The sequence below is a fragment of the Streptomyces sp. NPDC059166 genome, assembly GCF_042755185.1.
Taxonomy (GTDB): domain Bacteria; phylum Actinomycetota; class Actinomycetes; order Streptomycetales; family Streptomycetaceae; genus Streptomyces.
Genome location: NZ_JBHZCI010000071.1, coordinates 1 through 13,133 on the forward strand (window position 1 = coordinate 1; position 13,133 = coordinate 13,133).

Here is a 13,133-nt window from a genome sequence, read left to right on the forward strand (position 1 = left end):
GTTTTGGGGGTGTGTTTTTTTTTTTTTAAACCCCCCCGCCGGGCCCGGCGGGGCGCGGGCCCCCCCCCGCCCGGGGCGGCCGGGGGGGGGGGGCAACCCCGAGACTCCCACCGGTCGACCACTGAGAACAGTCTCACCAGACGAATGCCCCGTGCCCGGCGGACACCGCGCCGTGTACTCGACAGTGACGGAAACCCTGTGATCACCACTTCGGGCCTCACGAAGGTCTACCAGTCACGCGACCGTGAGGTCACCGCCCTGGACGGGGTGGACCTGCACGTCCGCGAAGGCGAGGTATACGGCGTCATCGGACAGAGCGGCGCCGGAAAGTCCTCCCTGATCCGCTGCGTCAACCTGCTCGAACGCCCCACCTCCGGCACCGTGACGGTCGCCGGACAGGACCTCACCGCTCTCGCGGGCCGGGGCCGCCGAGCCGGCAAGGAGCTCCGCCGGGCGCGCAGCCGCATCGGCATGGTCTTCCAGCACTTCAACCTGCTGGACTCGCGGACCGTGCGCGACAACATCGAGCTGCCCCTGGAGATCCTCGGCCTCTCCGGCCAGGCACGCACCGCCAAGGCGCTCGAACTGCTCGACCTCGTCGGCCTCGCCGACAAGGCGAAGGCATACCCCGGTCAGCTGTCCGGCGGGCAGAAGCAGCGTGTCGGCATCGCCCGCGCACTCGCCGGCGACCCGAAGGTCCTCCTCTCCGACGAGGCCACCTCGGCGCTCGACCCCGAGACAACCCGCTCGATCCTCCAGCTGCTGCGCGACCTCAACCAGGAGCTCGGCCTCACCGTGCTGCTCATCACGCACGAGATGGACGTCGTCAAGACGATCTGCGACTCCGCCGCGCTCATGAGGAACGGCCGCATCGTCGAGTCGGGGACCGTCAGCTCCCTGCTCGCCACCCCGGGCTCGGAGCTCGCCCACGAGCTGTTCCCCGTCGGCGGCACGGCCTCCGGCCCGGGCTCCACCGTCGTCGACGTCACCTTCCACGGAGAGGCGGCGGCCCAGCCCGTCATCTCGCAGCTCTCCCGCACGTACAACATCGACATCTCGATCCTCGGCGCCGCCATGGACACCGTCGGCGGCAAGCAGATCGGCCGGATGCGCATCGAGCTGCCCGGCCGCTTCGAGGAGAACGTCGTCCCGATCGGCTTCCTGCGCGAACAGGGCCTCCAGGCCGAGATCGTCGGCGCCACGGACAACCCCGCCCACACCGCGAAGCTCACCGAGGAGGTGGCGAAGTGACCTGGTCGGAAATGCAGCCGCTGCTCACGCAGGGAACCATCGACACCCTCTACATGGTGCTCTGGTCCACGCTCGTCACCGTCGCCGGCGGACTGCCGCTCGGCATCCTGCTCGTACTCACCGACAAGGGCGGTCTGCTGCAGAACACCCTGGTGAACAAGGTCGTCGGCGCGATCGTGAACATCGGCCGGTCGCTGCCGTTCATCATCCTGCTGATCGCCCTGATCCCGTTCACCACCTGGGTCGTCGGCACCTTCATCGGGCCGTCCGCGATGATCGTGCCGCTCGCCGTCGGGGCCATCCCCTTCTTCGCGCGGCTCGTCGAGACGGCGGTCCGCGAGGTCGACCACGGACTCGTCGAAGCGGTCCAGTCGATGGGCGGCTCCATCCCGACGATCGTCCGCAAGGTCCTGCTCCCGCAGGCGCTGCCCTCGCTCGTCTCCGCCGTCACCACCACCGTGATCGTCCTCATCGGATACTCCGCGATGGCCGGCGCGGTCGGCGGCGAAGGGCTCGGATCCAAGGCCGTCACCTACGGATTCCAGCGCTTCGACGACCAGTTCATGCTGATCACCGTCGTGCTGCTCGTCGTCATCGTGACCGTCGTCCAGCTCATCGGCGACGGCGCCGTGCGCCTGCTGGCCCGCCGGGGCCGCACCGCCTCCTGAGACTTCACTCCCCATGAAGCCCGAACTCCTTGTCCGGGCGCACCACCGTCACCACCGGAAAGAGGCACTCTTCGTGCGTAGGAACATCAAGATCACCGCCGCTGCCGCCGTCACCGCCGCCTTCGCCCTGGGCCTCAGCGCCTGCGGCACGGACTCCGACCCGGCCGCCAAGGGCGAGACCGGCGCCGGCGCGGACACCTCCAAGCCGCTCGTCGTCGGCGCGTCCCCGACGCCGCACGCCGACATCCTGAACTTCGTCAAGAAGAACCTGGCGGAGAAGGCGGGCCTCAAGCTGGAGGTCAAGGAGTTCACGGACTACGTCCTGCCGAACACCGCCACCGAGAGCGGCCAGATCGACGCCAACTACTTCCAGCACAAGCCCTACCTGGACGACTTCAACAAGAAGAACGGCACCCACCTCGTCCCGGTCGTCGACGTCCACCTCGAGCCCCTCGGCCTCTTCTCCAAGAAGGCCAAGGACCTCAAGGACATCAAGCCCGGCCAGACCGTCGCCGTGCCCAACGACACCACCAACGAGGGCCGCGCGCTCCAGCTGCTCGCCGCCAACGGCCTGATCACCGTCAAGGACGGCGTGGGCACCAACGCCAAGCTCAGCGACATCACGGACAAGAAGGGCCTGGAGTTCAAGGAGCTGGAGGCCGCCACCGTGCCCCGCGCCCTGGACGACGTCGACGCCGCCGTCATCAACGGCAACTACGCCATCGAGGCGGGTCTCCAGCCCGGCAAGGACTCCCTCGCCCTGGAGAAGGCCGAGGGCAACCCGTACGCGAACCTCCTCGCCGTGAAGAAGGGCAACGAGCAGGACCCCCGCGTCCAGAAGCTCGCGAAGCTCCTCAACAGCGACGAGGTCAAGAAGTTCATCGAGGACACCTACAAGGGCTCGATCATCCCCGCGTTCGGGCAGCCCGCCAAGTCCTGACCCCGAATCACCACTTGACGCCGGGCCCCGCGCAACCCACCAGGGAGGCGCGGGGCTTCGCCGTACCGACCCGGCGATGCGCATCCACGGCCCGATGCTGCATGCTGGAGCCTTTACACGGTCCTCGGCATGGAGCTGCGCATGACTGCAACCTTCCCGTCCATCTCCATCAGCACGGACAGGTTGGTGCTGCGCCCCTTCGACATGGCCGACGTCCCGGCGTACATCGAGATGATGAACGACGAGCTGGTCACCGCGTGGACCGAGGCACCGCACCCCTACACGCAGGTCGACGCCGAACGCTGGGTCAGGAGGATCGCGCCCGCCGAGCGCACCCAGGGCGGCGGCATCGTCTTCGCCGTCACGGAGTTCCTCACCCAGCGCCTGGTCGGCTCCGTGCGGCTGCTCAACACCGACCGGCGCACCCTGGCCACCGAGGTCCGCTACATCACCGCGCCCTGGGCGCGCGGCGAGGGGTACGCCACCGAAGCCGTGCTCGCCGTGGCCGAATGGCTCTTCCGCGACCAGGGCTTCGAACGCATCGAGCTGCGCACCCCGGCCGGGAACACCGCGTCCCAGCAGGTCGCCCAGAAGCTGGGCTGCATCAGCGAAGGGGTCCTGCGCAACGCCCGCATAGCCAGGACGGCGACCGAGGACGGCGGCTGGACCGACATCAGGACCGACCTCATCGTCTGGGGCCTCCTCCCCGAGGACCTGGAAGGCGTCGCCGAGCAGCTGGCCGAGGCGGGCGGCTACGGCGCCTACAACGACTGGAACTGACCTCCCGGGCGGCCGCCGGGAGCCCCTGGCAGGGCGTAGGTACGGACCGGATACGCTCACCCTTGCTCCGCTGACCCCGCGGAGATCCCCGCCTGCCGAACACCCAGGAGACTGACGACGATGGCCGACCGCGTCACGGTGATCGGCTGGGACGGTTCACCACTGACCAGCGCGGCCACGGCGGCACTCTCCGCCGCCACGCTCGTCGCCGGGGCCGCCCACCACCTGGAGCTCCCCGAGGTCCCCGAGCGCGCGGAACGCATCCGCCTCGGAAGCGTCGACCTGGCCGCCCGCCGGATCGCCGGGCACCGCGGGAGCGCCGTGGTCCTCGCCGACGGCGACCCCGGCTTCTTCGGCGTGGTGCGCACCCTGCGCAAGCCCGAGCACGGGCTGGAGGTCGAGGTCGTTCCCGCCGTGTCCTCGGTGGCCACCGCGTTCGCCAGGGCCGGGATGCCGTGGGACGACGCCCAGACAGTCGTCGCCCACCCCCGCACGCTGCGGCGCGCGGTCAACGTCATCCGCGCCCACCACAAGGTCGCGGTGCTCACGTCCCCCGGCGCCGGGCCCGCCGAACTCGCCCTCCTGCTCGAGAACGTCCACCGCACCTTCGTGATCTGCGAGGAACTCGGCACCGTACGGGAACGGGTCACCGTCCTCACCTCCGACAAGACGGCCGATCACACCTGGCGCGACCCCAACGTCGTCATCGTCGTCGGCAGCGGCCCGGAGGCCGCCGCGGGCGGCGCCTGGATCGCCGGCAGGCGGCCCGCCAACCCCGAGGGTGTTCGCGGCTGGGCCCTGCCCGCCGCCTGCTACGACGGCTCGGGGGAGACGGGCGAAGGGGAGTCGCCGGGCCTGCGCGCGGCGCAGCTCGCGCGGCTCGGCCCCCGCACCGGAGACCTGGTCTGGGACATCGGCTGCGGGAGCGGTGCCCTCGCCGTGGAGGCGGCCCGCTTCGGCGCCGCGGTCATCGCCGTGGACAAGGACCCCGGAGCCTGCGCCCGGACGGCAGAGGCCGCCCGTACCTTCCAGGTGGGGGTCCAGGTCGTCAGGGGCGTCGCCCCGCACGTGCTGGAGAGCCTGCCCGAGCCCGACGTCGTACGGATCGGCGGCGGCGGTGCCGCCGTGGTCACCGCGGTCGCCGACCGGCGGCCGGAACGCATCGTCACCCATGCGTCGAACCGGGACGAGGCGGAGGCGCTCGGTGCCGCCCTCGCCGGGAACGGATACACCGTGGAGTGCGCGCTGCTCCAGTCCGTCGAGCTGGACACGTCCGACTGGGCGGAGCGTGAACGCTCCGTGGTCTTCCTGCTGTCCGCGGTGCGTGGCGACCTCGCCCCCTGAGCGGCCCGCCGAGAGGCGCGAGGTAGGCTGACCGATCGTTGTACCGCGCCCGGACGTTCGACATTTCGTTCGTCAATGTCCGGAAAATCGGACCGTTTTGGTCCGCGATGTGGTACGGCGTGACCGGGGGACGCGCAACGTGGCGCAGTCCACAGCGAGCCGAGGCAGAACTGTCTGTCGCGGCGGCGAACGACCGCGAGAATGTATACCTCCGCGCGCGTTTCGTGCCGCGCGGGGAGCCCGCTCGTTCTTGTTGACGAGCACCGGCGTGCCGTGGTTCGGGCATCCCGGGCGTAGGGCGAAGGAGCACTGACGATGGGCGAGGGGTACGCATGACTGACACCGGCCAGATCCCGGGCGAGGGACTGCCGGAGAACGCAGGCATGGTGGAGCAGCCGGGCATCCCCGCCCAGGACGCCTACACCTACCTCGAACCCTCCGAGCACCACGCCGAGGACGACGACCTCCTGCTGATGCCCGCCGCCCAGGGCGCGTGGAGCGACGCTCCCGCCGCCCACGCGGCCCAGCCCGAGCAGCACCCGGCCGCCGACGGCACCCACGGCGCAGGAGTGGCCGAGGTCAACGGCGTACGCATCCCCGCGCACACGCCGGTCCAGGTCCCCGTCGCCGCGGCGCCCGCGCGACGCCCGCTGCACCGCGGTCCCGCCTCCACCGAGGCGCCCTCCTACGGCGGGTCGCACACGGGCGGTGTGGTCCGCTCGCTCGCGGACCGGGGTCCCGCCGGCCCGCAGCACACCACGCCGGTGCGGCACGCGGGGCCGCCGACGACCGGTCCCGAGTACTACGACTTCCCGGTGGACGAGTCCGCGCCGCTGCCCGGCCCGCAACTGGGTGAGATCCCGCCCCAGGCGGCGACCGGGTGGGGCACGCCGGAGCCGGTCGCCGCGCCGGAGGCCGAGCCGGCCCACGTGCCGGAGGCCGCGCAGGCCCCGGTTCCGGAGGCCGCGCCCGAGGCGCCCTCCGGGTCGCCGGAGCCGGCTCACGTGGTGGAGCACTTCGTCCCCGAGCCGCGTCCCGTCCCCGACGAGCCCGTCGCGGCGGTGGAGACGCCGGCGCAGGACGGTCCGGGGGCCGCGCCCGAGGCCGTCGTCGAGTCCCCGGTGCGGGCCGCCGACGCGCTTCCCACACCGGAACCGTCCGACGCGCACCACACCGGAGCCCCGGTTTCCGAAGCGCCCGTCTCCGAAGCACCTGCGGCGTCCGAAGCGCCCGTCTCCGAAGCACCTGCGGCGTCCGAAGCGCCCGTCTCCGAAGCACCTGTGGGGCCCGCGGAGTCCGGAGCGCCGCTCGGGCCGCTGGGGCGGAGTGTGCCCGCGGAGGGCGTCACGGTGACCGATCCGCACCACGCTGCCGACCCCTCGGCCGCCGGGCCTCAGGAGCCGGCCGCCTTCCCGACGGCACCGCAGCCCGTCCAGCCGGAGCAGCAGGCCGCTTCCGAACCCGCCGGCCGCCACGGCCGGGCGTCCGTCGCCGAGCAGGCGGTCATCGTCGAGCAGCAGCCCGCCGCCGAGCCCACGCACGCCGAGCCGGTCGCCGCCGAGCCCACGCACGCCGAGCCGGTCGCCGCCGCGCCCGCGGTCGCCGAGCCGGTCGCCGCCGAGCCCGCTAACTCCGGACTCACTCACGGCGAGCCCGCGCCGGTCGAGCCCGCCGCCTCCGCCCCGGCCGGGCCCACCGCGGAGTTCTCCGGGCCGCTCCTCGCCGAGCAGCCCGAGGCACCGGCGGAAGCTCTGCCTCCGGCGGAGCCCGAAGCCGTCGCGGAGCCCGAAGCCGTCGTGGAGCCCGAGGCCGTCCTGGAGCCCGAAGCCGTCGCGGAGCCCGCGCCGGCGCCCCGGACCGCCGTCCCGACCGGCCACGAGACCCTCGCCGGGCAGTCGTCCGAGCACGGTCCCCAGATCCTCGCCGCACCGACCCCCGACCCCGGCACCGGGCCCGAGATCATCGAGACCCCGGACGCCGGGTTCCCGGTGGCCGCTCCCGCGCAGGAGCAGGCCCCGGAGGCCGGCACGGTACCGGTGACGGCCGAGCCCCAGGCGGTCCGCGAGCCGGCGGAGTCCCAGGAGGAGCCGGTGACGCAGGACGACGCCGCCGCAGGTGAGGCCGAATCCCCGGACGTGACCGGGGACGCCGGTGCCGCCCCCGACGGGGCGCCCGAGGCACCGGACCAGGCATCCGTTCCCGCGCCCGGCTACGGCGACGCGGAGCGCGAAGCGGTCCTGCGCGTGATGCGTGAACGCCGGGACATCCGCAACGGGTTCCGCAGCGACCCGATCCCGCACGAGGTGCTCCTGCGGGTCCTGGAGGCCGCGCACACCGCGCCGAGCGTCGGCCACTCGCAGCCCTGGGACTTCGTCGTCATCCGTTCCGCCGAGACCCGCCGGTCCATGCACGAACTGGCCCAGCGCCAGCGGGACGCGTACGCGAAGTCGCTCCCCAAGGCCCGCGCCAAGCAGTTCAAGGAACTGAAGATCGAGGCGATCCTCGACACCCCGGTGAACATCGTCGTCACCGCCGATCCCACCCGCGGCGGCCGCCACACCCTCGGCCGGCACACCCAGCCGCAGATGGCCCCGTACTCCTCCGCGCTCGCGGTGGAGAACCTATGGCTCGCCGCCCGCGCGGAGGGCCTCGGGGTCGGCTGGGTCAGCTTCTTCGACGAGCGTGAGATGGTCCGTGCGCTCGGCCTGCCCGAGCACCTCGAGGTCGTCGCCTACCTCTGCGTCGGTTACGTCGACGAATTCCCCGACGAGCCCGAGCTGATGCAGGCGGGCTGGTCCAAGCGCCGCCCGCTGTCCTGGGTCGTCCACGAGGAGACGTACGGCCGCCGTGCGCTGCCCGGCGAGGAGCCGCACGACCTGCTCCAGGAGACCATCTCCGGCATCCGGCCCCTGGACGCCAAGGCGCTCGGCGAGGCGTGGGAGCGCCAGAAGCGGATGACCAAGCCCGCAGGGGCGCTCGGCATGCTGGAGATCATCTCCGCCCAGCTCTCCGGGCTCTCCCGGCTGTGCCCGCCGCCCGTACCGGAGCCGGCGGCCGTCGCGATCTTCGCCGGTGACCACGGGGTCCATGCCCAGGGCGTCACCGCGTGGCCGCAGGAGGTCACCGGCCAGATGGTCGCCAACTTCCTCGGCGGCGGCGCGGTCTGCAACGCCTTCGCCGCCCAGGTCGGCGCCGAGGTCTGCGTCGTCGACGTCGGTGTGGCGGCCGAACTCCCCGCCACTCCCGGCCTGCTGCCCAGGAAGGTCCGTCCGGGCACCGCCGACTTCACCACCGGCCCCGCCCTCACCCGCGAAGAGGTCCTCGCCGCGATCGAGGTGGGCATCGAGACGGCCCGCGACCTGGTGGCGGCCGGCAACAAGGGCCTGCTCACCGGCGAGATGGGTATCGCCAACACGACCGCGTCCGCCGCCCTGATCTGCGTCTACACCGGCATGGACCCCTCGGAGGTCACCGGCCGGGGGACCGGCATCAACGACGAGATGCACGCCCGCAAGGTCGATGTCGTCCGCCGCGCCCTGGAACTGCACCAGCCGGACCCCAGCGACCCGATCGGGGTGCTGGCCGCGGTCGGAGGCCTGGAGCACGCCGCGATGGCCGGTTTCCTGCTGGGCGGGGCCTCCCTGCGCACCCCGGTGATCCTGGACGGCGTGAGCGCCGGGGCCGCCGCCCTGGTCGCCCGGGCCATCGCCCCGGAGGCGCTGGCCGCGTGCATCGCGGGCCACCGCAGCGCGGAGCCCGGCCATGTCGCGGCCCTCAACAAGCTGGGCCTGCGACCGCTGGTCGACCTCGACCTCAGGCTCGGTGAGGGCACGGGCGCACTGCTCGCGCTCCCCATCGTCCAGAGCGCCGCCCGCGCCATGCACGACGTCGCCACGTTCGACTCGGCGGGCGTCACCGAGAAGTAGTCCCGCCCCTCCGCGCCCGGACGAGCACCTGCCCGTCCGGGCGCGGTCCGGCACCAGGGACCGCCGGCGTGCCGTCCGCGTATCGTGGTCGGACGCGTCACCGCCCCCGCGCACGTCACCGCCCCACCCCGCGCACGTCACCGCCGCTCCACCGCCGCAGCGGCCCGCAGCACACCGCACCCGCACGAGGAGCACGCACGACCATGGCCGAGTACGACGATCACCCTGCCTACCCCGTCGGACTGCGCCTGCACGGGCGCCGCGTCGTCGTCATCGGCGGCGGCCAGGTCGCACAGCGCCGGCTGCCCGCCCTGATCGCCGCGGGGGCCGACGTCACGCTGGTCTCCCCGTCCGCGACGGCGTCGGTCGAGGCCATGGCCGACACGGGGGAGATCCGCTGGGAGCGCCGCCGGTACCAGGACGGGGACCTCGCCGACACCTGGTACGCACTCGTGGCCTCCTCCGACCCCGAGGCCAACGACGCCGCGTCGGCCGAGGCCGAACGGACCCGCACCTGGTGCGTCCGCAGCGACGACGCGGAGGCCGCGACCGCGTGGACCCCCGCGACGGGCCGCAGCGAGGGCATCACCGTCGCCGTGCTGACCACCACCTCACAGGGCCGTGACCCGCGGCACTCCGCCGCCGTCCGGGACGCCATCGTCGAAGGGCTCCGCGACGGCACCCTCGCCGCCCCGCACCACCGCACCCGGACTCCCGGTGTCGCCCTCGTCGGCGGTGGACCCGGCGACCCCGATCTGATCACCGTCCGCGGCCGCAGGCTGCTCGCCGAGGCCGACGTCGTCATCGCCGACCGCCTCGGCCCGCGCGACCTGCTGGACGAACTCCCGCCGCACGTCGAGGTCATAGACGCCGCGAAGATCCCGTACGGCCGTTTCATGGCGCAGGAGGCCATCAACCAGGCGCTGATCGACCACGTGAAGGCCGGCAAGTCCGTGGTCCGCCTCAAGGGCGGTGACCCCTTCGTCTTCGGCCGCGGCATGGAGGAGGCCCGGGCGCTGGCCGCCGAGGGGATCGCCTGCACCGTCGTGCCCGGGATCTCCAGCTCGATCTCCGTGCCGGGGGCGGCCGGAATCCCCGTCACCCACCGGGGCGTCGCCCATGAGTTCACCGTGGTCAGCGGCCACGTCGGCCCCGACGACCCGCGCTCCCTCGTCGACTGGGCGGCCCTCGCGAAGCTGCGCGGCACCCTCGTCCTGCTGATGGCGGTGGACAAGATCGGTTCCATCGCCCAGGCGCTCATAGCCCACGGGAAGTCCCCCGACACCCCCGTGGCCCTGGTCCAGGAGGGCACCACCGCCGCCCAGCGCAGGGTCGACGCCACGCTCGCGGACGTCGGTGAGCGGGTCGTGGCGGAACAGGTGCGGCCCCCCGCCGTCATCGTCATCGGCGACGTCGTCTCCGTCGGCCCGGACCCCGAAGGCCGGCTCGCCGGCTGAAGGAGCCCTCTTCGCCGTCCCTCCACCCCACCCGACAAGGCAAGTAGCACCGTGGCAGAACTCATCACCGTCGACGACCCGGACGATCCGCGCCTGAGCGACTACACCGGCCTGACCGACGTCGAACTCCGGCGGCGCAGGGAGCCCGCCGAGGGCCTGTTCATCGCCGAGGGCGAGAAGGTGATCCGGCGTGCCGCGAACGCCGGGTACGCCATGAGGTCGATGCTGCTCACGCCCAAGTGGACCGACGTCATGCGCGACGTCATCGAGGAGGCCACGGCGCCCGTCCACGTGGTGACACCCGCGCTCGCGGAGAAGGTGACCGGCTACCACGTGCACCGGGGAGCCCTCGCCTCCATGCAGCGCAAGCCGCTGCCGCCCGCGGGCGAGCTGCTGGCCCCGGAACGGGGGAGCGTCCGGCGGGTCGCCGTGTTCGAGGACATCGTCGACCACGCGAACCTGGGAGCCGCCTTCCGCAACGCCGCGGCGCTCGGCGTCGACGCCGTCCTGCTCACGCCGCGCTGCGCCGATCCGCTCTACCGGCGTGCGGTCAAGGTGTCGATGGGCTCCGTCTTCCACGTCCCGTGGACGCGTCTCACCTCATGGCCCGACGACATCGGCCTGCTGCGTTCGGCCGGTTTCACCACGGCGGCCCTCTGCCTCAGCGACCGCTCGATCACCCTCGACGAACTCGTGGCACGACGGAACGAGAGGCTGGCGCTCGTCTTCGGTACGGAGGGGGACGGCCTCACCCCCGAGGCGCTCGGCGCGGCGGACGCGCACGTACGCATCCCGATGGACGCCGGTGTGGACTCCCTCAACGTGGCGGCGGCCTCCGCGGTCGCCTTCTACGCGACCCGGGCCTGACCGGCCGGGAGAACCGCGCACGGCCGGCGCAGGGCCTGCGCCTGCGGGTCAGCCGGACAGGCCCGGGAGCCCCGTCGGCGACCGATGGGCCTGCGCCCCGTCGTACGGGTGGGACGAGCCGCTCCCCAGCCCGCGAGCGGGCCCCTGGCAGCCCTGCGCCGCCGCGATCCCCAGTGCGACCAGGAGCGTCACCACGACGAAGACCACCAGCCGCTGACGCAGCAGCCGGGGATTGGCCGGGCGCCGCTTCCCGCCCTTGCCCGCGGACGTCGTCCGCACGCCGGGCCGTGACGCCCCGCTGCCGTTCGTCCGCCGGGGCGCCGGAGGCTGCTGGCCGCCCGGGCGGGGGCCGCCACGCGTGCCCCGGGGCTGTGAACCACCGGTACGGGGCGCGGCGGCCCGCGACGCCGCCGGACGCCTGCCCTGGGTCCGCTGCGCCGGGGAGGGCCCCGGGGAGCGGCGCGTGGACTGCTCGGTGTACTGGCCCTCCATCCGTCCGGTCGGCCGGTCCAGCTCCTGGTCGCCGCGCTGGGCGGGCGGACGCCTCTCCTGGAGCCCCTGCGCTTCCCGGGCCGCGATCTCCTTGAGGCGCATGGAGAGCTGGAGCGTGCTCGGCCGCTCCTCCGGGTCCTTCGCCAGGCACGCCCTGACCAGCGGGGCGAGGGCGTCGTGCACGTCGAACAGGTGCGGTTCCTCGTGCACGACCCGGTAGAGCATCACCTCGGAGCTGCCGTGGCCGAAGGGCGAATCCGCCGTCGCCGCGTAGGCCAGGGTGGCGCCCAGGGAGAAGACGTCCGTCGCCGGCGTCACCGCCGCGCCGCGGACCTGCTCGGGTGCCAGGAAGCCGGGCGAGCCCACCGCCGTGCCCACATGGGTGAGCGTGCTGGCCCCGGTCGCCCAGGCGATGCCGAAGTCGATGATCCGGGGGCCCTTGGGGGAGAGGAGGATGTTGGACGGCTTCAGGTCCCGGTGCACCACACCGGCCTCGTGCACCGCCACCAGGCCCTCCGAGAGCGCCGCCCCGATCGAGGCCACCTCCACGGCCGAGAGGGGGCCCTCCTCCACCACCTTGTCGTGCAGTGAGGGACCCGGCACGTACTGCGTCGCGAACCAGGGGCGGTCCGCCTCCAGGTCGGCCGCCACCAGCCGGGCCGTGCAGCCGCCGCGGATCCGGCGGGCGGCGGACACCTCGCGCGCGAAGCGCGAACGGAACTCCTGGTCCTCCGCCAGGTCGGGGCGGATCACCTTGAGCGCCACCCGCTGGCCGCGCCGGTCCGAACCCAGATAGACGACGCCCATGCCGCCCGCGCCCAGCCGCCGGTGCAGCCTGAACGATCCGACGACACGCGGGTCCTCGCGCCGGAGCCGCATCATCGCCATCGTCTGCCCATCCCCGCTGCCGGTCCGCCTGACGAGGCACAGCTTACGTATCCGCGGCGCGGCGCGCTCAGAGGCCGCGCCCTCGCCCACCCATCGATTGTCAGTGCCCGGTGGGAGAATTGAGGAGTGGTCAGGGAGCCGGGGATCCAGGCCCCGTGGCCCGTGCGATTTCTCAACGGACCGTCGCAGAAGGGGGATTGGATCAATGAAGGGTGATCGTGTGGAGATAGTCGTGGACGCGGGTGACACGACGAGGACGTACGAGATGGTGGCTTCCAGGGCCGGTCGCAGGGTCGAGACCGCGGTCCGCCGGGGTGTGGTGGAAGTGAGTGAAGTCACCCGAAGTGGATCAGTTGTCCGTACCGCCCGCTTCATGGCGAACAGGGTGCTCGCCCTCGTCGAGCAGCCCGTCCCCCGGGAGGACGAGTCCGAGCGCGCCCTCCCGGAGCGGAGCGCCTGAGGGCGTCAGGCGGCATTCCGGGCACACCGGCGGCGGCGCACCCCTCCAGGGCGGGAGGGG

At 73.0% G+C, this 13,133-nt stretch carries 10 protein-coding genes; 9 read left to right on the forward strand and 1 reads right to left on the reverse strand.

The genetic code is table 11. The features are described 5' to 3' along the window. The first annotated feature begins 198 nt into the window (after window positions 1–198). The 8 genes from ACFXOA_RS31345 to ACFXOA_RS31380 all read left to right on the forward strand — a co-directional run bounded on the left by ACFXOA_RS31345 (window position 199) and on the right by ACFXOA_RS31380 (window position 11,233). On the forward strand, window positions 199–1,251 hold the full coding sequence (locus ACFXOA_RS31345; RefSeq protein ID WP_385035414.1) for a methionine ABC transporter ATP-binding protein: 1,053 nt from the start codon (window positions 199–201) through the stop codon (window positions 1,249–1,251). Next, entirely contained in the window at window positions 1,248–1,919 is a 672-nt protein-coding gene (locus tag ACFXOA_RS31350; protein WP_385035416.1) for a methionine ABC transporter permease, read from the forward strand. The genes ACFXOA_RS31345 and ACFXOA_RS31350 overlap by 4 nt, the downstream gene beginning before the upstream one ends. A 73-nt stretch (window positions 1,920–1,992) precedes the next feature. Beyond that, on the forward strand, window positions 1,993–2,859 hold the full coding sequence (locus ACFXOA_RS31355) for a MetQ/NlpA family ABC transporter substrate-binding protein (RefSeq protein ID WP_385035418.1): 867 nt from the start codon (window positions 1,993–1,995) through the stop codon (window positions 2,857–2,859). A 141-nt stretch (window positions 2,860–3,000) separates the two neighbouring features. Beyond that, complete coding sequence (locus ACFXOA_RS31360; protein WP_362554277.1) at window positions 3,001–3,639, forward strand: GNAT family N-acetyltransferase; 639 nt, start codon at window positions 3,001–3,003, stop codon at window positions 3,637–3,639. A gap of 120 nt (window positions 3,640–3,759) precedes the next feature. Then, entirely contained in the window at window positions 3,760–4,983 is a 1,224-nt protein-coding gene (cbiE, locus tag ACFXOA_RS31365; protein WP_385035421.1) for a precorrin-6y C5,15-methyltransferase (decarboxylating) subunit CbiE, read from the forward strand. A gap of 332 nt (window positions 4,984–5,315) precedes the next feature. Continuing rightward, window positions 5,316–8,909 (forward strand): nicotinate-nucleotide--dimethylbenzimidazole phosphoribosyltransferase, encoded by a 3,594-nt coding sequence (cobT, locus tag ACFXOA_RS31370; RefSeq protein ID WP_385035423.1) that lies wholly within the window; start codon window positions 5,316–5,318, stop codon window positions 8,907–8,909. A gap of 203 nt (window positions 8,910–9,112) precedes the next feature. Continuing rightward, the gene (gene cobA / locus ACFXOA_RS31375) at window positions 9,113–10,366 is read left to right on the forward strand and encodes a uroporphyrinogen-III C-methyltransferase (protein ID WP_385035425.1); all 1,254 of its coding nucleotides are present in this window, start codon (window positions 9,113–9,115) and stop codon (window positions 10,364–10,366) included. Between the two features lie 51 nt (window positions 10,367–10,417). Next, window positions 10,418–11,233 (forward strand): TrmH family RNA methyltransferase, encoded by an 816-nt coding sequence (locus ACFXOA_RS31380; protein WP_385035427.1) that lies wholly within the window; start codon window positions 10,418–10,420, stop codon window positions 11,231–11,233. A gap of 48 nt (window positions 11,234–11,281) precedes the next feature. On the opposite strand, the gene ACFXOA_RS31385 is transcribed toward ACFXOA_RS31380, so the two are convergent. After that, the gene (locus tag ACFXOA_RS31385) at window positions 11,282–12,613 is read right to left on the reverse strand and encodes a serine/threonine-protein kinase (protein ID WP_385035429.1); all 1,332 of its coding nucleotides are present in this window, start codon (window positions 12,611–12,613) and stop codon (window positions 11,282–11,284) included. Window positions 12,614–12,818: 205 nt separating this feature from the next. On the opposite strand from ACFXOA_RS31385, the gene ACFXOA_RS31390 reads away from it, so the two are divergent. Then, window positions 12,819–13,073, forward strand: coding sequence for a hypothetical protein (locus tag ACFXOA_RS31390; RefSeq protein WP_385035430.1), 255 nt, complete (start codon window positions 12,819–12,821; stop codon window positions 13,071–13,073). Window positions 13,074–13,133: the final 60 nt, after the last annotated feature.